The organism is Paraburkholderia sp. PGU19 (genome assembly GCF_013426915.1).
Lineage (GTDB): Bacteria > Pseudomonadota > Gammaproteobacteria > Burkholderiales > Burkholderiaceae > Paraburkholderia.
Genome location: NZ_AP023179.1, coordinates 2,595,183 through 2,615,051 on the forward strand (window position 1 = coordinate 2,595,183; position 19,869 = coordinate 2,615,051).

At 62.9% G+C, this 19,869-nt stretch carries 16 protein-coding genes; 8 read left to right on the forward strand and 8 right to left on the reverse strand.

The window, feature by feature from the left end:
- Positions 1-330 precede the first annotated feature (330 nt).
- From H1204_RS11845 to H1204_RS11855, 3 genes are read right to left on the reverse strand one after another with little or no spacing between them, the layout of a single operon-like run.
- Entirely contained in the window at positions 331-1,248 is a 918-nt protein-coding gene (locus H1204_RS11845; protein WP_180728453.1) for a spermidine synthase, read from the reverse strand.
- Positions 1,245-1,718 (reverse strand): DNA-deoxyinosine glycosylase, encoded by a 474-nt coding sequence (locus H1204_RS11850; protein WP_180728454.1) that lies wholly within the window; start codon positions 1,716-1,718, stop codon positions 1,245-1,247. Before H1204_RS11850 ends, H1204_RS11845 begins: the two co-directional genes overlap by 4 nt.
- A complete protein-coding gene (locus H1204_RS11855) occupies positions 1,718-2,395 on the reverse strand; it encodes a chorismate lyase (RefSeq protein ID WP_180728455.1) in 678 nt (225 codons plus the stop codon). The genes H1204_RS11850 and H1204_RS11855 overlap by 1 nt, the downstream gene beginning before the upstream one ends.
- A 196-nt stretch (positions 2,396-2,591) precedes the next feature.
- On the opposite strand from H1204_RS11855, the gene H1204_RS11860 reads away from it, so the two are divergent.
- A complete protein-coding gene (locus H1204_RS11860; RefSeq protein ID WP_180728456.1) occupies positions 2,592-2,858 on the forward strand; it encodes a hypothetical protein in 267 nt (88 codons plus the stop codon).
- A gap of 88 nt (positions 2,859-2,946) precedes the next feature.
- On the opposite strand, the gene htpG is transcribed toward H1204_RS11860, so the two are convergent.
- Together htpG and H1204_RS11870 are read right to left on the reverse strand one after the other, a co-directional pair.
- Positions 2,947-4,839 carry a molecular chaperone HtpG gene (htpG, locus tag H1204_RS11865; RefSeq protein WP_180728457.1) on the reverse strand — a complete coding sequence of 631 codons (1,893 nt, stop codon included), beginning with the start codon at positions 4,837-4,839 and terminating at the stop codon, positions 2,947-2,949.
- A 157-nt stretch (positions 4,840-4,996) separates the two neighbouring features.
- Positions 4,997-6,457, reverse strand: coding sequence for a PLP-dependent aminotransferase family protein (locus tag H1204_RS11870; RefSeq protein ID WP_180728458.1), 1,461 nt, complete (start codon positions 6,455-6,457; stop codon positions 4,997-4,999).
- Between the two features lie 402 nt (positions 6,458-6,859).
- On the opposite strand from H1204_RS11870, the gene H1204_RS11875 reads away from it, so the two are divergent.
- From H1204_RS11875 to H1204_RS11905, 7 genes are all read left to right on the forward strand, one after another.
- Positions 6,860-7,540: a VOC family protein gene (locus H1204_RS11875; protein WP_180728459.1), complete on the forward strand. Its 681-nt coding sequence runs from the start codon at positions 6,860-6,862 to the stop codon at positions 7,538-7,540.
- A 24-nt stretch (positions 7,541-7,564) separates the two neighbouring features.
- Positions 7,565-8,470 carry a DMT family transporter gene (locus H1204_RS11880; RefSeq protein WP_180728460.1) on the forward strand — a complete coding sequence of 302 codons (906 nt, stop codon included), beginning with the start codon at positions 7,565-7,567 and terminating at the stop codon, positions 8,468-8,470.
- A 63-nt stretch (positions 8,471-8,533) separates the two neighbouring features.
- A complete protein-coding gene (locus H1204_RS11885; RefSeq protein WP_180728461.1) occupies positions 8,534-9,730 on the forward strand; it encodes a PLP-dependent aminotransferase family protein in 1,197 nt (398 codons plus the stop codon).
- Between the two features lie 121 nt (positions 9,731-9,851).
- Positions 9,852-10,316 (forward strand): RidA family protein, encoded by a 465-nt coding sequence (locus tag H1204_RS11890; protein WP_054929978.1) that lies wholly within the window; start codon positions 9,852-9,854, stop codon positions 10,314-10,316.
- 218 nt (positions 10,317-10,534) lie between these two features.
- Complete coding sequence (locus tag H1204_RS11895) at positions 10,535-11,425, forward strand: PhzF family phenazine biosynthesis protein (protein WP_180728462.1); 891 nt, start codon at positions 10,535-10,537, stop codon at positions 11,423-11,425.
- A gap of 543 nt (positions 11,426-11,968) precedes the next feature.
- The gene (locus H1204_RS11900) at positions 11,969-14,335 is read left to right on the forward strand and encodes an EAL domain-containing protein (protein WP_180728463.1); all 2,367 of its coding nucleotides are present in this window, start codon (positions 11,969-11,971) and stop codon (positions 14,333-14,335) included.
- A 192-nt stretch (positions 14,336-14,527) separates the two neighbouring features.
- The gene (locus tag H1204_RS11905) at positions 14,528-15,745 is read left to right on the forward strand and encodes a chromate transporter (RefSeq protein ID WP_180730939.1); all 1,218 of its coding nucleotides are present in this window, start codon (positions 14,528-14,530) and stop codon (positions 15,743-15,745) included.
- Between the two features lie 41 nt (positions 15,746-15,786).
- On the opposite strand, the gene H1204_RS11910 is transcribed toward H1204_RS11905, so the two are convergent.
- The 3 genes from H1204_RS11910 to H1204_RS11920 form a co-directional block, all read right to left on the reverse strand.
- On the reverse strand, positions 15,787-17,799 hold the full coding sequence (locus tag H1204_RS11910) for a site-specific recombinase (RefSeq protein WP_198001207.1): 2,013 nt from the start codon (positions 17,797-17,799) through the stop codon (positions 15,787-15,789).
- Positions 17,800-18,175: 376 nt separating this feature from the next.
- Positions 18,176-19,246: an IS30 family transposase gene (locus tag H1204_RS11915; protein ID WP_180728270.1), complete on the reverse strand. Its 1,071-nt coding sequence runs from the start codon at positions 19,244-19,246 to the stop codon at positions 18,176-18,178.
- Positions 19,247-19,371: 125 nt separating this feature from the next.
- Positions 19,372-19,830, reverse strand: a complete 459-nt coding sequence (locus H1204_RS11920) for a CopD family protein (RefSeq protein ID WP_180728465.1) — start codon at positions 19,828-19,830, stop codon at positions 19,372-19,374.
- Positions 19,831-19,869: the final 39 nt, after the last annotated feature.

Sequence of the window (19,869 nt, forward strand, 5' to 3'; positions counted from 1 at the left end):
ATTGAATTGTGTCCCGCGTCTGGCGGGCAGATGGACCCGACTGCGGATAACAGACTGGGCGCCCCGAAAGCCCCGAAAGAGTATCGGAGTGGCGAACGACCGGTCAAGCAGGGGTGACCCTAAACGCAACGGTGTTGTCAATAGTCGAAGCGTCGCAGAGTGTGAGATCGGACACGAAAGCAGACAGCTCCGCTGCTTTGTTGAGACGCGCGGCGCGATGCCGGCTGAATGAATGTGTCGAGACTGCCGTGCCGGCCGGGGCACGGCGGTCGCGTCAGCGCGCTGGCGTTGCACCAGCGCGGGGATTGTCAGATCCCTATGCGATGCGCGTCAGATTGCAAACGTGTCGTTCTGGCCTGTCGATTCCTGCAAGCCCTTGACCCACTTGCGCGCGGGCAATGCGAGCTTTGCCTCGATCAGCGTTGCGCGTTCTTGCAATTGCTTGAACGGCACGTCGATTGCCGGGCCCGAGAACGCGATTGCGATGCGGTTGCCATCATGCACTTCGGGCAGCGCGATCACGCGTCCATCGAAGGCTTCGTTCAGGCGCTTCATGTTGCGCACGAAGCTCGGATGATCGCCGAACAGATTGATGGTGACGACGCCCGCTTGCGTCAGACACGCGCGCGCGGCGCGATAGAACGCGACGCTGTCGAGCACCGGGCCGCGCGCGGTCGCGTCGTACAGATCGATCTGCAATGCGCCGATCGTGCCGTGGTTCGCGCGGTCGTTGACGAATTCCCATGCGTCGGTTTCGCGCACGGTGAGGCGCGCGTCGTCGGCGGGCAGGCTGAACATCGTGCGCGCTGCGATCACCACGGCGGGATTCAGTTCGACGGCTTCGACCTGTGCGCGCTTCAGGTAGCGGTGCGCGAATTTTGTCAGCGAGCCGGTGCCAAGGCCGAGCTGCACGATGCGCTTCGGCGTTTCGAGGAACAGCAGCCAGGCCATCATCTGCTGTGCGTATTCGAGTTCGATGTGATCGGGCTTCGACAGACGCATCGCGCCCTGCACCCATTCCGTGCCGAAGTGCAGGTAGCGCACGCCGCCCTCTTCCGAGAACGTGACGGGCGCGAAGCGCGGCTTGCGCGGCGCTTCGATCACCGACGCTTTCGCGACGTCGCTGAAGTCGTCTTCGTCGCGCGACGCGCGGGTTTTTGCGCGCGAAATGCGTTGCTTCGGTGCGGCCGATTGCTGGTTGCGGAAAGCACGCGCCTCGGCCGAAGCGCGCTTGATCAGTTTCGTCATGTGAGGATCTCGCGCCACAGGCGCAATTTTTGGTCGAACGAGAGCATAGCATTGGCGGGGCTGGAGGACGGCAGCACCAGCGTCTCGTAGCCCGCCTCCGCGATCACAGGTGCAAAGCGCCCCGCCGTCTTGCCGTTGAAGCAGACCTTCTTCAGCTTCGGCGCGTACTCGCGGAACGATGCGAAGTCGTTCGGCGTCGCGTTGCGGATCGCCACATCGAGACTGCCTTCGCGCGTGCACGCGGCCAGCACGTCCCACACGCCGATGCCATGCTTCAACACGTGTTCCAGCCGCGTCGGGTAATCGAGATCGTGCAGCGGTTCGCCGATCACCGTGCCGAGCAAACGCCAGAATTGATTGCGCGGATGCGCGTAATACTGCGTCGCCGCGAGCGACGCTTCGCCGGGAAAGCTGCCGAGTATCAGCGTATGCGTGGTCTCGGCGACGACGGGCGGAAAGCCGCGCAGCATCAGCGCACCTCGCCCTGCTTACTCACCCGCTTTGCGTTGACATCAGCACGCGATGCCGTGTGATCGAGCGCCTGTCCATGATCGCGCGGCACCGGCTGCGCCGCCGCGTGCTTGTGATCGCGCATCGTGAGACGGGCCCACAGCGCGGGCAGCATGACTTCAGTGACCATCAACGGCTCGCTGTAACGCTCGAATACCGAACGTCGCGCGAGCAACGCATGGATCGGTGCGTCACCCATTTCTCGTAAAGCAAGGCGATGCAGCGGATGGCGCGCGGTCAAGCGTCGGCTGACCAGCGACGAACGCGACACACTGCTATCGCTATACAACAGTTCCGCGAGCGGCCGCGTGCGCAGACGGCGCATCGCCTGCCACACGCCCGTGCTCGCCGCGAGCGGCACGATGCTGTGCGCGGCGACGAACGGCTTTCCATCGACGGATAGCACGACTTCACGCACCCACACGGGCGTGCGCGGCGCGATGGCGAGCGCGGTGGTTTCGTCGTCGAACGGCAGATCGACGGCCTCGCGTGTCACGCGCACCGCGACCGCGCCGAGCGTGCGCAAGTGCGCCGTCAGCGAACCGCCGCGTGTGAGCCAGTCTTTTTGATCAGGCGAGAAAACCGGAAGGGGCGCGACGCGCCAATGCGCGTCGGCAGCATCGAAACGGATAGGCATGGGCCGCATTATAGGGCGCGCGGCGTATCCGCTCCTTTCAGCCAGAAAACCCCCGACCCACGCGAAGACAAATCCGGCATGCAGTTCAGATCGGTCTGCTACCCATGCGAAAAGCCGCCGTTGAAGATAAGGGCGAGTCGATCCATCCCGTCGATGGCAATCGCTCATTCATCCCACTTGCACCACGGAGGTTCGTATGACCGCTCACGACAAAGCCACATCGGATCGCATTGCCCATCTCGCCGCTCTCGTACTGAAGCGCGCGAACGTATTGGAGACAGAAAAAGAACTCGCGGGCTCTGCGCTCGCGCAGCATCACACCAGCAAACACACGAGCGCGCGGATCGGCAAGGTTGCCGGACACGTGCTCGGCGATCCGCACGCGTGCGCCGAGGCGAAGGAACTGGCGGGTTCGGTGCTCGCTCAGGTGCGGCAGCATGAGCGGGCTTCGATGGAGCGCTGACCTGGTCGGGCGCAAACCGCAGGCAAAAAAATGCGCTGCCAAAGCAGCGCATTCTTATCATCGCGAGACGGTCAGTGGGCCACGTCGATTAACGCGCCAACAACAACGCATTCGTCCGCTTCACAAAACTCGCCGGATCTTCGAGCGAACCGCCTTCCGCCAGCAGCGCCTGATCGAACAACAGATGACACCAGTCATCGAAATTCGCGTTATCGGCGCTCAGGTTCTTGACCAGCGCATGCTCCGGATTCACCTCGAGAATCGGATGAAACGCCGGCGCATTCTGCCCTGCCGCCTTCAGCATGCGCTGCAGATAGCCGCTCATATCACCCTCATCAGCGACGAGGCACGACGGCGAATCCGTCAGGCGGAACGTCAGACGCACGTCCTTCGCCTTGTCCTTGAGCGCTTCCTTCATGCGCTCGACGAGCGGCTTCAGTTCTTCGCCGACCTTCTCCTGCGCCTGCTTTTCTTCATCGTTCAACTGGCCCAGATCGAGGTCGCCACGCGCGACGCTTTGCAGCGGCTTGCCGTCGAACTCGTTGAGGAACGACAGCATCCATTCGTCGACGCGATCCGTCAGCAGCAGCACTTCGACGCCCTTCTTGCGGAACACTTCGAGGTGCGGGCTATTCTTCGCGGCCTGATAGGTATCCGCCGTGACGTAGTAGATCTTCGACTGCTCGGGCTTCATGCGCGCGACGTAATCCGCCAGCGATACCGTCTGCTCGGACGAGTCGTTATGCGTCGACGCGAAACGCGCGAGTTTCGCGATGCGCTCCTTGTTCGAGAAGTCTTCGCCGATGCCTTCCTTCAGCACCTGGCCGAATTCCTTCCAGAACGTCGTGTACTTTTCCTTTTCGGCGGCTTCTTCCGAGTTCGCCAGTTCTTCGAGCATCGACAGCGCGCGCTTGGTCACACCTTCGCGGATCGCCTTCACATCGCGGCTTTCCTGCAGCAGTTCGCGCGACACGTTCAGCGGCAGATCGGCCGAATCGACCACGCCCTTCACGAAACGCAGATACGCGGGCAGCAATTGCTCGGCGTCGTCCATGATGAACACACGCTTCACATACAGCTTCAGGCCGCCGCGATGATCGCGGTTCCACATGTCGAACGGCGCGTGCGACGGCACGTACAGCAACTGCGTGTACTCGCTGCGGCCTTCCACACGGTTATGCGTCCACGTCAGCGGGTCCTGATGATCGTGCGACAGGTGCTGGTAGAACTGCTTGTACTGCTCTTCGGTGATGTCGCTCTTCGCGCGCGTCCACAGCGCGCTCGCCTGGTTGACGGTCTCGTCCTCGTCCTTCGTGACCATCTCGCTCTTTTCCGCGTCCCATTCTTCCTTCTGCATCAGGATGGGCAGCGCGACGTGATCCGAATACTTCTGGATGATCGACTTGAGCTTGTGCGAAGACAGCAGTTCGTCTTCATCGGCGCGCAGATGCAGCGTGATCGTCGTGCCGCGTGGCGCGCGCTCGATCGTATCGACCGAGAAATCGCCCTCGCCCGCGCTCGTCCAGCGCACGCCTTCCGACGCCGGCAGACCGGCGCGGCGCGTTTCCACCGTGATCTTGTCCGCGACGATAAAGCCCGAATAGAACCCGACGCCGAACTGGCCGATCAGCGCCGCGTCCTTCTGCTGGTCGCCCGACAGCTTGCCGAAGAATTCCTTGGTGCCCGAGCGCGCGATCGTGCCGAGGTTCGCGACCGCTTCGTCGCGGCTCATGCCGATGCCGTTGTCGTCGATGCTGATGGTGCGCGCGGCCTTGTCGAACGATACGCGGATGCGCAGGTTCGGATCGTTCTCGTACAGCGTGCTGTCGGCGATCGCTTCGAAACGAAGCTTGTCCGCCGCGTCCGACGCGTTCGAGATCAGTTCGCGCAGGAAGATTTCCTTGTTGCTGTACAGCGAATGGATCATCAGGTGCAGAAGCTGTTTCACTTCTGCCTGAAAGCTCATGGTTTCTTGTGCCATGGTCGGTTTTCCCCTTCTATTGCAGGTTGATTCGTGGATTCGAAGCTGAATGTGTCTGGAAGCACGGCGCGCTTTCAGACGTTGCCCGGTCAAATGGGGGCACGCGCCGCCAATTCAAGAGGCTTCAAGTGGCTCTCATGCGGCCCTCATGTGACCCTCAAGAAGCCCGCCGCGCGACGCCGTCCAGATAACGGCACAGGAACACGGGCAGCGCCGGGTCGCCGCAGTTCGCGACGTTGAAGCGCATCCACGTGGTCGGCGACTGCTGCGGCGAGAACAGGCTTCCCGGTGTCAGCAAAAAGCCTTCCTCGTGGCCGGCGGCCGCCAGCGCGTCGGCGTCGACGCCCGTGTCGGCCCACACGAACATGCCCGCCGCGGGCGTCTGGAACATGCGCAGGCCCGTCTTTTCGAGCATCCGCACGGATTTGTCGCGCACGCCGTCGAGCCGCGCGCGCAGCCGTTCCACGTGCCGCCGGTAGTGCCCTTCCGTCAGGATCTTGTAGAGCACGCGCTCGTTCAGTTCGGGCGTCGTCATGCCGACCAGCATCTTCTGATCGGTGACGGCTTTCGCGACGTCCAGCGACGACGCGATGAAACCAACCCGCAGATTCGCCGCCAGCGTCTTCGAGAAGCTGCCCAGATAGATCACGCGCTTCAGCTGGTCGAGGCTCGCGAGGCGCGTCGCGGGAAAGCCCGGCGGGCAGAGATCGCCGTAGATATCGTCTTCGACGACGATGAAATCGTATTCCTCCGCGAGCCGCAGGATGCGGAACGCCTGAGCCGCCGTCAGCGAGGTGCCCGTCGGGTTCTGCAGCACGGAGTTCAGGACGAGCATTTTCGGCCGCCACGTCTGCACCAGCGTTTCCAGCGCGTCGAGATCGGGGCCGTCCGGCGTGTACGGCATGCCGACCAGGCGCGCGCCCTGCGACGCAAAGCGCCCGAACATCTGGAACCACGCCGGATCGCCGACTATCACAGAATCGCCCGGCTGCACGTAAAGCCGCGCGATCAGGTCGATGGCCTGCGTGATGCCCGACACAAGCACGATCTGCTCCGGCGACGCGCCGATCTCCAGTTCCTCGAGCCGCGTCTGCAACTGCTGGCGCAGCGGCAGGAAGCCTTGCGGCGTGCCGAAGCCGAGCATCTGCGCGCCGCTTTGCCGGCCGAGCGTGCGCAGCGCGCCCGTGATCAGTTCGCCGTCGAGCCAGCGGGCCGGCAAATAGCCGAGGCCGGGGCCGCGCTCGGGACGCGTCGAGGTGTGGAGCATGTTGCGCAACAGCCAGACGACATCGATCGTGCTCGGCGCGGGCGCCGTGTCGGGCGCGGCGGCGCGGCGCTCGACGGGCAGCGGGCCGGACGCCAGCCGCTCGCGCACATAAAAGCCCGAGCCGCGCCGCGAATCCAGATAGCCCTGCGCGACCAGCCGCTCGTACGCCTCGACGACTGTGAAGCGCGACACGCCCTTGTCGAGCGCCAATTTGCGGATCGACGGCATGCGCATGCCGGGGCGGAACACGCGCTCCTCGATGCGGCGGCGCGCCCACTGCACGAGCTGATCGACGAGCGTCAGCGCCGAAGCGTCGTGAGGAGCGGGAATCAGGTCGAGCGGGACGGACATGGCGAACTCCAGCGGGTGCTGCAAGGGCAACGTCGGGAACGGCGCGCAGCGGGCTCTACCCGTTGCGAGGACAGAAGTCCATCAGACGCGCGGACAACTGTACCGAATAGTATCGAAGCGATTGTACCGTTACTGTGCCGGTCACTGTCGGTACATTTGAATCGAAGCTCAGCCTCTTGCGACTGTTTTCGACCGGTTTTTTACCCGTTTCCGTCCCGTTTTAGCTCCATTTGCGCGCTCCATCCGACGCGGCGCAAAGCCCGCTGATACCGGCCGTGCCGCACCGCGCATGGTCCGGCCGCAAGCCAAACGGTATTCTTACGGATTCGCCTGGCCGCCGGCACGCGACAGACAGTTGCCTGCCGCAACGGCCTTCAGCAGAACGACCGTCCACTTGCAGCCATGACCGCACAAACGCTACATATCGATCACCTCGTTGTTTCCGCCCGCACCCTCGACGAAGGCACGCAATACGTCGCCGACACGCTCGGCTTCGCGCCGTCGGGCGGCGGCGCGCATCCGTCGATGCGCACGCACAACCGGCTGCTCAATCTGTGGGGCGGCGCGTATCTGGAAGTGATCGCGATCGATCCCAACGCGGCGCAATCCCCAGACGCCCGTGCGCGCCTCTTCGCGCTCGACGATCCCGCCGTGCACGAGCGCCTCGCGAAGGGTCCGTATCTGTCGCACTGGGTTGCGCGCGTCGATCGGCCGAAAAATCTGGCCCTGTGGCAACAGCAGTATCCCGAGCGCATTTCGACCGTCGTGCCGATGACGCGCGGCGATTTCACCTGGAGCCTGACGGTCGCCGACGACGGCGCATTCCCGTCGTGGCAAGGCGTGGGCGACGGTGTCGTGCCGTCGCTGATCCAGTGGGACACGCCGCGCCATCCGTCGGATTTACTGCCGGAAACCGGTCTCGCGTTGAAGGCGCTGAAGGGCTGGCATCCGCAGGCCGATGTCGTCGCGCAGCAGTTGCAATGGCTCGGCGCGGCTCATCTGATCGGGCTGGAAAGCACGGACGGCGCGCCCGCGTTAGCAGCCGAAATCGAAACCCCGAGCGGACTGCGTACGCTCAAATAAACCAAACATAGAGAGACAGAAGCAATGAAGCGCGAAACCCAGGGCATGCTGCTCGGCCTGATCGGCGTGGTGATTTTCAGTCTGACGCTGCCGATGACCCGCATCGTCGTCGCCGAATTCAGCCCGCTGCTGAACGGCCTGGGCCGCGCGCTCGCCGCTGCCGTTCCCGCCGCCGTGCTGCTCGCAGTCCGCCGCGAAAAGCGGCCAACGTTGCCGCAATTGAAAAGCCTCGCCGTCGTGTCGCTGGGCGTGATCGTCGCGTTTCCGGTGTTTTCCGCGTGGGCGATGAAGACCGTGCCCGCGTCGCACGGTGCCGTCGTCAATGGCTTGCAGCCGCTGTGCGTCGCCATCTACGCGGCGTGGCTGTCGCACGAGCGTCCGTCGAAGGCATTCTGGGCGAGCGCCATCGTGGGCAGCGCGATCGTCATCGCGTTCGCCTTGCAGGCGGGCGGCGGCGCGCTTCAGGTGGGCGACCTGCTGATGCTGGTCGCCGTTGGCATCGGCGCGCTCGGCTATGCGGAAGGCGCGCGGCTCGCGCGACAGATCGGCGGCTGGCAGGTGATCTGCTGGGCCCTCGTGGTGTCGGCGCCGTTCCTGCTCGTTCCCGTTGCGTGGCTCGGCTGGGAACAGCACGTCACGCATCCCGGCCCCGTCGCGCTGAAAACGTGGCTCGCGTTCGGCTATGTCACGGTGTTCTCGCAGTTCATCGGCTTTTTCGCGTGGTACGCGGGGCTCGCCATGGGCGGGACGGCGCGCGTGGGCCAGGTGCAACTGCTGCAGATCTTCTTCACGATGGCGTTCTCCGCGCTCTTTTTCGGCGAGACCGTCGCGCCCATCACATGGATTTTCGCGGCGGCCGTAATCGCCACTGTGATGCTAGGCCGCAAGGCCACCGTGCATACGGCCGTGCGGCCGGTTCGCGCCGCGTGACGAGTTCGCGCGATAATCCTTCTTTTGACCGACCACCTGTTCCGCTACACCGACGAGGAGACCATGAATCAAAGCGACCTCAATGCCCCGACCTGGCAATTGTCCGAACGCGCTCGCAAGCTGACCAGCTCGGCGATTCGCGAAATCCTGAAGGTCACCGAGCGTCCCGAGGTCATTTCGTTCGCGGGCGGCCTGCCCTCGCCGGCCACCTTCCCGGCTGAAGAAATGCGCGCGGCCTCCGACCGCATTCTGCGCGATTCGCCCGCCGCCGCGCTCCAGTACAGCGCGACGGAAGGTTATCTGCCGCTGCGCGAATGGGTTGCGCAACGCTATTCAGTGAACGGCGCGCAGATCCGTCCTTCGCAGGTGCTGATCACGACGGGCTCGCAACAGGCGCTCGATCTGCTCGGCAAGGTGCTGGTGTGCCCGGAAAGCCCGGTGCTCGTCGAAACGCCGACCTATCTCGGCGCGCTGCAATCGTTCTCGATGTACGAGCCGCACTACGTGCAGGTCCCGACGGACGATAACGGCCTGATCCCCGAAAGCCTCACGCCCGAGCTGACTAAAGGCGCGCGCCTGCTGTACGCGCAGCCGAACTTCCAGAATCCGACGGGACGCCGCCTGCCCATCGAGCGCCGCCGCGCGCTCGCCGAATTCGCGAAGTCGGCGCCCTTCCCCGTCATCGAAGACGATCCGTACGGCGCGCTCGACTATCGTGGCGAGCCGCTGCCGACCATGCTGTCGATGTCGCCCGATCACGTCGTGCATCTCGGTTCGTTCTCGAAGGTGCTGGCGCCGGGCCTGCGCATCGGCTACATCATTGCGCCCGAAGAACTGCACTTCAAGCTCGTGCAGGCCAAGCAGGCCACGGATCTCCACACGCCCAGCTTCACGCAGCGCATCGTGCATGAAGTCGTGAAAGACGGCTTCCTCGATACGCACGTGCCGAAAATCCGCGCGCTCTATCGCGACCAGTGCGAAGCGATGCTGGGTTCACTCGAGCGCTACATGCCCGAAGGCGTGACGTGGAACCGGCCGGAAGGCGGCATGTTCATCTGGGTGACGCTGCCGAAGCACATCAATTCGATGAAGCTGCTCGAAGAAGCCGTCGCGCAAAACGTCGCGTTCGTGCCGGGCGGTCCGTTCTTCGCGAACGAAGCGCAGCACAACACGCTGCGCCTGTCGTTCGTGACCGTGCCGCCCGCGAAAATCGACGAAGGCGTCGCGCGTCTCGCGGAACTCATCCGTGCGCGCGTCTGAACACCCGCTGTAAGATGCGCCATCGCGCGCCTCTCACGGCGCGAGCGCGCGGCCAGTAGCGAATCGCCATCGGTCGCGCGCACGCTTTACGATTCTTTCCATTCATCGACGAGGACACGTCATGGCTCAATCGAATGTGTATGACAAGCTGAAGGAACTGGGCATCGAGTTGCCCGTCGCGGGCGCGCCCGCAGCCGCGTATGTGATGAGCGCGCAAAGCGGCAACACGGTGTACCTGTCGGGTCACATTGCGAAGAAGGACGGCAAGGTGTGGGCCGGCAAGCTCGGCGACAACGTCAGCACGGAAGAAGGCAAGACGGCCGCACGTTCGGTCGCGATCGATCTGCTCGCCACATTGCATGCGCATGTCGGCGACCTGAACCGGGTGACGCGCATCGTCAAGGTGATGAGCCTCGTGAACTCGACGCTCGATTTCACCGAGCAGCACATCGTGACGAACGGCGCATCGGAACTGATCGCCGACGTGTTCGGCGAGCGTGGCAAGCACGCACGTTCGGCATTCGGCGTCGCGCAGATTCCGCTTGGCGCATGCGTCGAGATCGAACTGATCGCCGAGGTGCAATAAGCGGCGCGGAACCACGCGTGAGGCGTTCGTTGTTGCGAGCGCCTTTCGCGAATCAGTACCGACGCTAACGCGCCGCCGATGATGTGAAAGCGTCATCGGCGGCGTTTTTTTATCTACGTTCGACCTCGTTCCCGCCTCGACGTTGTGCCGTCACAACACGACACGCGAACACCGCACTGCGCACAAACCCCAGGTCAGACACCGAACAGGGACACACGATGCAAGAGCAAACCGTCCGTTTCAAACAAGTCGATGTATTCACGTCCGTGCCGTTCAAAGGCAATCCGCTCGCGGTGATTTTCGATGCGGACACACTCGACACCGAACAGATGCAGGCCATTGCGCGCTGGACGAATCTGTCGGAGACGACGTTCCTGCTAAAGCCGACCGCCCCGTCGGCCGATTACCGGGTGCGCATCTTCACGACGCGAGGCGAGTTGCCGTTCGCCGGCCATCCGACGCTCGGCAGCGCGCACGCCTGGCGCGAAGCGGGCAATCAGCCGAAGCAGCCGGGCCGCCTCGTCCAGCAATGCGCAGCGGGCTTGATCGAACTGACGCAAGAAGATAGCGCGCGCAACGTGTGGGCGTTCGCTGCGCCGCCCGCGCGCGTGACGCCGCTCGCGCAGAGCGAATACGCGGCGCTCGCGGAAGCCTTGCGCAGCGATGCAATCGATTACACGGCGCAGCCGTGCGGTGTCGACAATGGTCCGAAATGGCTCGTCATCCGTATGAAGTCGGCGAGCGCATGTCTCGCGCTCGATCCCGATGCGGCAACGCTCGGTCGTGTCGCGCAAACGGTGGGCGCACACGGCATTGCCGCTTATGGCCCGCATGACGCGAACGGACCGGCGACCTTCGAGTTGCGCTGCCTGATGATGGGCGGCGGCCTCGGCATAGGGGAAGACCCTGTCACGGGCAGCGCGAACGCCGCAGTCGCGGGGCTGCTCACCGCGCAGAACACGCGGCCCGGCAATCAGTACACCGTGCGCCAGGGCACCGTGCTCGGCCGCGCCGGCGATGTCCATGTGCGCTACGACGACGCAGCAGGCAAGACGTGGATAGGCGGCGCGTCGGTGACGATTATCGACGGCACATTCCGTCTGCCGTAAAACTGCACGGGCAATTAATGGGAATGGGCGGGGAATGAGCGGCGACTGAATTGACATTTGCGCGTCACCTGGATGTTCTAAAAATCCACTCGATGCGCACACATAAAATGCCCCAATCCAACGCAAATGCGGCCATTCATGCACTCTGCATGAATGGCCGCATTGTCATGATGGCTGTCGAACTCTCATTGCGGCAATCGATCATGCATGCCGCGGTTTCGACAAAATCTTTCAAACGTCCGCCTGATGCGCCTGTTCGGGCAATGCACGCGATTCGCGCAAACGTTGCCCGTATGCCCGCCAGGGACAGCGTATACCCGATGCGCCAGCCCTTCCTTAATTATTGCCCATTCAGTAATATCAAATCGTAACCGATGACCAATGGGTGGTTTGGCTCGCCACCACGCGCCCCTGCTCCCACGTCGCGACTGCGGCGTGTCAAATCGTCAAAGCAGCCGGTTGCTTTAACATTCGCGCAGTCAACCGAAACGCAAACACCGCAACACAAGCACAGCCGCAAGGCACAGGGTCACGGTCCAGCCGATGAATCAGTTCCGCCACGCTTCCGCCCGCGACGTCAGGCACCGCCTCGATCCGGCGGGAACCCGCCGACGCGCGCTGCTCGCGATTCCCGCGCTCGGCGTGCTGGTGCTCGTGCTGCTGTGGACCGTTATCTTCGCGCGGCTGTCGGTTGAGAAGGAAACAACGTATCGCGAAGCGATGGCGTCGGCGGCGATCTTGTCGGCGGCACTCGAACAGCACACGGTGAAGGCGATTCACCAGGTCGATCAGATCACGCGCTTTGTCAAATTCGAATTCGAAAAAACGCCGGGACGTTTCGATCTCGGCAGCACGGTTGAAAAAGGCGTCGTGCAAAGCGAAACACTCGTGCAGGTTTCGCTGATCGACGAGCACGGCAAGCTCATCGCGAACACGGCAGATCCCAATCCGAAACCGATCGACCTGTCGGACCGCGAGCACTTCAGGGTTCACGAGCACGAGAACGACGACCAGCTGTTCATCAGCAAGCCCGTGCTCGGCCGCGTCTCGGGCCATTGGACCTTGCAGATGACGCGCCGTTTGAATCACCCCGATGGTTCGTTCGCGGGTGTCGTGGTGGTGTCGGAAGACCCGAGCTATTTCACGAGCGACTTCTACAACAACGCGGCCATCGGACGTGAAGGCGTCATCGCGGTGATCTCCGACAGCGGCGCGGTGCTCGCGCGCCGCACGGGCAACGCCGACCACGCGCAAGGCGTGTTCACGGCGACGGGCGTCTATCCGACTTCGGAGCATGTGTCGGGCACCTACGTCGATTCGATCGACAACGTCACGCGCATCGTGTCGTACCGGCATATCGACGGCTATCCGCTCGGCGTGCTGGTCGGTCTGTCGCAGGCCGAAGAATTCGCCGACTACAACCACACGCGCAACGTCTATCTGCTGATGGCGAGCTTTATCTCGCTCGCGATGCTCGGCTTCTTCGCCGTCGCCACGGGTCTGATCGGCAAGCTGCTGGGACGCGAGCGCGAGATGACGCATCTCGTCGAGTTCGATCTGCTCACGGGTCTGCGCAACCGCTACTCGACGTTGCAGAGCCTGCGTCACGACGTGGCGCAACCGGCCAACCTCGGGCATCTCGCGATTCTCTTCATCGACCTCGACAACTTCAAGACCGTCAACGACACGCTCGGCCACAACGCCGGCGACATCGTGCTGCAGATGACAGCCGCGCGTCTCGCGGATGCCGTCGCCGACGCAGGCGCGTTGTCGCGCATCGGTGGCGACGAGTTCGTCGTCGTGATCAAGGGCGAAGATGTCGAGAAACGCTCGGTGACGCTCGCGGAAGCGATCGCCGACGTGTTCGCGAAACCGTTCGAAGTACGCGGCAGTTCCTTCGTACTGCATGCGAGCATCGGCATCGCGCTCTACTCGGTTGCGAACGAAAGCGAAATCGACCTGCTGAAAAAAGCCGACCTCGCGATGTACAGCGCGAAGGACGCGGGCAAGAACTGCTATCAGTTCTACTCGCCGCATCTGTCGCATCGCGCGGACCATCTGATGAAGTGGGAACAGCAGCTACGCGTCGCGCTCGCCGACCAGCAACTGTTCCTCGCCTATCAGCCGAAGATCGATCTCGCGCGCCGCTGCATCACGGGCTTCGAAGCGCTGGTGCGCTGGAATCATCCGCAGCACGGCCTGATTCCCGCGAACGAATTTATCCCGGTTGCCGAATCGACGGGTCTGATCGTGCCCATCGGCGACTTCGTGATCCGCACCGCGTGCCGGCAGCTCGCGCAATGGCAGCAACAGGGCTACGACACGCTGTCACTCGCCGTGAACATTTCGGCCGTACAGTTCTGGCGCGGCGATCTGTTCGAGACGATCTCGCAAGCGATCGAGGAAACGGGTATCGCGGCGCGCCGCCTCGAACTCGAAATCACCGAGACGGCGATGATGGAGTATCCCGATCTCGTCTCCGAAAAGATCTTCGCGTTGAAGCGGCTCGGCGTGCGCATCGCGCTCGACGACTTCGGCACGGGCTATTCGTCGCTGTCGTATCTGAACCGCTTTTCGGTCGACACACTGAAGGTCGACCGCTCGTTCGTGCAGGCCATTCCAGGCGACCGCAGCGTGTGCGTGATGGTGACGGCCATCGTCAATCTGGCGCGCTCGCTGGGGCTGACGGTGGTGGTCGAAGGCACGGAGACGGAAGAACAGATTGCGTGGCTCGCGGCGTTGGGGCACATCGAAGCACAGGGTTTTCTGTTCTCGCGGCCCGTGCCCGCTGACGCCATTCCGTCCTTGCTTGAGCGCTTCGGCGTGTGCGGCACCACGCGTCACGCCCACGCAGGCGACGTTGACAGCAGCGACGCCGCGAGCACCAGCACGAGCAACGAATCGGCCTGAGGGGTGCGGCCCGCGTCCGCGGGGTGCCGCTGCTGCAAGGCATTACGCCAGCAGACGACAAGCGGTATCGACACATATCGGGCGAACGCGCTCGACCTCGCATGACCTCAGCGCGCGCAGTCGCGGCCATCGACAGTGCGCGCCGGACAAGAAACCAGCCCAACAGGTGTTCACATGCAGCCAGCCCGGCAGATGACGGCGCTCCATGCGCCGACCGGAGACCAAGCCACGCGATGCCACGAGCGCGAGCCGCTCTGGACGCTCTTTCGCGTCGTGTTCGGTTTGTCCGCGCTATCGTGGGGCGGACTCGCGCTGATGGCGCAACTGGAGAACCACTACGTCGAGCGCGAGGAGCGTCTCACGCATCTCGCGTACTCCGACATCGTCGCGCTGGCGTGGATGGTGCCGGGCCCCGTCGGCTGCAACGTCGCGGTGCAACTCGGCCATGTACTGCGCGGACGCGCGGGCGCGTGGGTCGCGGGTATCGCGAGCGTCCTGCCCTTCTTCATGCTGATGACGGCGTTCGCGATCTTCTACCGCACGCCGATCGTGCGCGAAGTCGCCTCGCAGACGCTGCTCAATCATTTCGGCGTCGTGCTCGCGACGCTGATCGGCGTCACCTGGTACAAGCAGACGCGCGCGCTCGTGCGCGGACGGCTCGAATGGACGGCAGCCGTGCTCGGCAGCATCGCGCTGGTCGGCGCGCATACGCCTGCCGCGTATATCGGCATTCTCGGTGCGGCGTTCATGTCGGGCTGGGCGCGCAGCGACGCGCGCGGTGCACGCCTGTCGACGACGCTCAGCGCCGGCGATTGGCGGCTGCTGATCGGCCTGTGTGTGTTGCTGCTGATCTTCGCGGTGCCACTGCCGCATCGCTATGAACTCGCGCTGTTGTGGCCGCGTCTCGCGGGTGCGGGATTGACGCTGTTCGGCGGTGGCTTCTCCGCGCTGCCCGTGTTGAAGACGCTGTTCGTTACGCCCACTGTCGGCGTGACCAACAACGACTTCACGCTGGCATTTTCGCTATCGCCCTTGTCGCCGGGGCCGCTCCTGAACGTGGTGCCGTTCTTCGGCTATCTGGTCGAAGGATGGCGCGGCGCGCTGATCGCGACGATCGCGCTTTTCGTGCCGTCGGGCTGCCTCGTTGTGCTCGCGCAACGACACCTGCATCAACTGAAGACGAACCCGCGCTTCGAGCACGGCATGCGCGTACTGCGCGCGGTGACGACGGCGTTTCTGGCCGTCGCGGTGCTGCGTATCGTGCGCAATGTACCGTTCGAACCGTCGTATCTCGTGACGGCGCTGTTCTCGGGCGTGTGCTTCGCAAAGCTGAAGCTGCCCGTGTATGCGGTGTATGGGACGGTTGCTATCGTGTGTGGCGTGTGGCTGTACGTCGGGCACATGACGTGACACCGCACTTCCTGGTGCAATGGGCATCGGGAACGACTGTCTCAGGCGCCCTCGGACAACGTGGCGTGTTGCGTCGATCGTCTGCTGGCGCGCTTGCGCTTGCCGTTGCCCGCGCCCATCGGCGGCAGCAGGAATTCGCCGGGATGCCTGATCAACCGGCGCAGCACGCAGCGCATGAGTTGTGCGCGCTGGGAGAAGGTGATGTGCCGGGATCTCAGCGCGACGGCGAACGCCAGTGTGAAGCTGACGAACAGATTGACGAGTCCGATCAGCGCGGTGCCGATCACAGCCGGCAACAGAAGGTCCGGACGTACCGAGAAATCCTGAGCGGCAGTCGCAAAGCCGATGTACGCGGAAGAGAACGTCACATGGCGAATATCGAGCGGCAGGCCGAAGAGCGCGCCGATGGCCCAGACACCCGCAAGCATGAAGCCAAAAAACAGATTGCCCGCCAGCGCGCCGAGGTTGCCTTCCACGTAACGAACCACGCGCTGCAAACGTCGTCTCCCGAGCAGGCGCTGAGCCCACTTCAGCCCCGCCACCCGTTCGGGAATGCGGTTATATGCGCACACATTGTCGAAATATCCGGCGATCTGCCCTGCTAGAAACAGGCATATCCCCGCGGCCGCCGCGTAGAACAGCGTTTGCGCGGTGGGATTCGCGTCGTGCAGCAGGTGCATCGCCTTCGTCTGATCGATGTAGTGATGTCCCGTCGTCACCCGGTACGCCATTGCGATCAGCATCGCAACGGGAACGGCAAGCATGATATTGCCGAAGATGGCCGCCGTCTGGCTGCGGATGGTCCGTGCGATCAACGTGGTGAGCGCTTCGAGATTGTGCGCCGTGCGGCTGCTCGCATCGATGACAGCCGCAATCGCATGAGCCGTCATGGCCGGCTGCTTGGTGGCGACGGTCCCGTGCAGAATATGGATCAGCATGAAGCCGAGCCCGTAGTTCAGGCCGAATCCGATGGCCTGGTCGAGCGGCGTCCAGTGGGCCATGCTCAGCGGAATCTTGATGGCCGCCATGAAGGCGACGACAAAGCCGGCGCCAAGTGCGGACTTAAGCAGCGCGAGGTAGTCGAGACGGCCAGCCGTGATGTAGTGTTCGCCGCTGTGGCCTGAGTTTTCGGTGATCCGCAAGGCCAGTATCTCGACATTCTGGCGTATGAAGTCGCGTACATCGTCCTTGCGGCACACGGCTTCGATCAACTCCGACGCGAGTTGCGCGATGCCCGGAATGACGTCACTGCCGATGCGGCAGGCAGCAGCGTCGGATAGAACGCGCATCAGGCTGCACGAGCGAGCAATGTGTTGTTCGAGTCTGCGCAATTGCAAGGTCAGAGACAGGCTCGCGCCTTCGCGGGCGACCCTCGCGTGGATTCTCTCGCCGTACGCGCGGCACTGGTCGAATGCTTCGAGCACGGCCTCCGCCTTGTGGCCCGCCACGCAGTTCTCGCCAGCCTGCGATGCCGCTTCGATCTGTTCGAGGTAAGCCAGCATGCACACGTTCTGCTCCATGAATGGGGAGGAACGCTGTTCAAGCGTAGGTTCGAGTCGCAGGAACTCGGGATCCAGGCCAATCGCCGCGACGCGATAGGAGAGCACGCGCAATGCCTCGCTCATCTGGCGCAACGTTGCGTTCTTGCTTGACGCGCCAGGACGCGCTTCAAGGCGCATCGCATGCAGCAATTCGCCCCACACGTCGACGCCAACGCCCTTCACCCAGATGTGATCGGACGAACGATGAAACACGGTTGCCACGGCGTCACGCAGACAATTCAGATCGACGACGTCTGGAAGGATTGCATGCCGGAAAAAGCGGTGGCTCACCTCGGTGAAGAAGCCGTTGTTGGGAAAAATCCCGGTATCGGCATAAAGCGAGACCTGTTTGCGGCCCATGACGAGATGCATGACGGCCCGCCGCAGACCGAGCCGGTATGCCTCGTTTTCGCTCAGCAGGAAACACAGTGCATGGATAGCCTGACGTGCCGCATTGAAATCGTTAGAGCGGCGCGGACGAAGACATTCGACCAATCCGATCAGGAGAGGCATAGGGTCTTCTTGCGGTTCGACCAGCTTTTGGAGAAGGTCTTCCAATGTCATGGTGCAGTCGTGCTCATACAGCGAAATGAGGGGAAAGGTTGAGTCGAGAAACCCGCGAGCCGGTGAAGCGAGGCGCCCATGAACAGGCGACCATTCACACGGCCATATGGCACATGTGGCACATAGGGCACGGCGAATCCACAGCGGGCAGTGACGAACGTGATTTGCTGTGAATGCGTGGAGAGGGCGATGGCGTTTTACTCACGACATTGGCGCGTATCGCCGTGAGAATTATACGTTACGTTATTTTGGATAACGTATTAATGTATTCGAAAACTGTATTAGCAGTTTTGGAAATCGAAACACGGGTAATCAGAGGGCGGTTTCAAAGACCAAGTGCAACAGCGGGGTTGATTTCGATTCCCTGTTTCTTGCAGTTTTCAATAAAGGCTTGCGCAGGCGTTCTCCAGCCGAGAGTCTTGCGTGGACGGGTGTTCATCTCGATAGCAATCAGGTCAAGCTGACGCTGTGAGAGCACGGACAGGTCCGCGCCTTTGGGCAGGTACTGGCGCAACAGACCGTTGGTGTTCTCACAGATACCGCGCTGCCACGGGCTGTGTGGATCGCAGAAGTAGATGCGGATGCCCGTCGCTTTGGCCAGTTCCTTGTGCAGTGCCATCTCCTTGCCCTGATCGTAGGTCAGCGTCTTGAGCAGTTGCGGGTCAAGCGGCGCGAACGCCGCGCTGTAGGCCCGCAACGCCTCTTCCGCTGTGCTGCCATCCATTTTGACCAGCATCAGGAACAGTGTGCTGCGATCGATCAGCGTGCCCACCGCCGAGCGGTTTGCTGCACCCTTGATGAGATCGCCTTCCCAGTGTCCGGTAATCAACCGCTCGTTTGCCTCGGGCGGACGCACGTGGATGCTGACCATGTCGGTGAGCTTGCCTCGTCGGTCTTCACCGTGCGAGCGGGGTCTGCGCGTGCTGCGCCCCCGTCTGAGAAGCGCGATCAGCTCGCGTTTAAGCTCGCCCCGAGGCATTGCGTAGATGGCGTGATAGATGGTTTCGTGAGATACGTTCAGGGTGGGCTCGTCCGGATGCGCCAGCTTCAGTTGCGCACTGATCTGCTCGGGTGAATGGTGTTTGCTCAACAGTTCGCGCACTTGCGGCCACAGCGCTCCGTCGATGTGCAGTTTGCGCTCCCGCCGTGGCTTGCGCCGCAGTCTGCCTGCCCGCAAACCCGCACGTCTTGAATTGTAGCCGCCTGCGATCGCAGGGCGTCCCATCACAGAGCGCTCGTGGGCCGGTTTCCAGTCATTGCGCCTCAGTTCACGACTGATCGTACTTGGTGAGCGCAAAAGAGCACGCGCGATCTCGCGCGTGCTCTTGGCCTCAAGCTTCATTGTAAAGATCACACCGCGCTCTTCGGCGCTCAGATGTTCGTAGTTCTTTCCCATGCAACGTATCCTAAACGGAAGTGTTGCACTTGCATCTTGAAACCGCCGAGGGTATGTGCCGGGTGCCAAACAAAAAGCGCCGCGAAAGCGGCGCTCATGCGTGGTCGGCTGACGCGTCGCCGCGTTCAGAACCCGCGCGACAAAGCTGCCACACCAATCGTCACGACGCCCAGCACCAGATTGACGACGACGAGCCGCCGCACGGTCGCGACCGCGCGAGCGCCATCGGGCCATTTCTGCGCCTGCACCGCGCGACGGATGCGCGGAAAGACTGCGAATCGGATATGCCCGAAAATCAGCATCATCACGATGCCGATGCCCGCCATCGCGTGAAGCTGCCAGGTGGCGTGGCCACCGCCGAACTGCATCAGCAGGAAGCCGCCCGTCAGCAGAATGATCAGCACCGACACGCCGACCCAGTTGAAGAACCGGCCAAATACGGATTCCCACAGCGGCAGCCGCAATTGCGGCGAGAGATCTTCGAGTGCCGGACGCAGACAGAAATGCGCGAATATCATGCCGCCGATCCACACGGCGACACCCAGCAGATGCAAAAAGAGCGCGACTTCGATCGCCTTGTTCATAGTTGTTTTCCTTTGCCGATGTAGCGCGCTGCCGTTGTG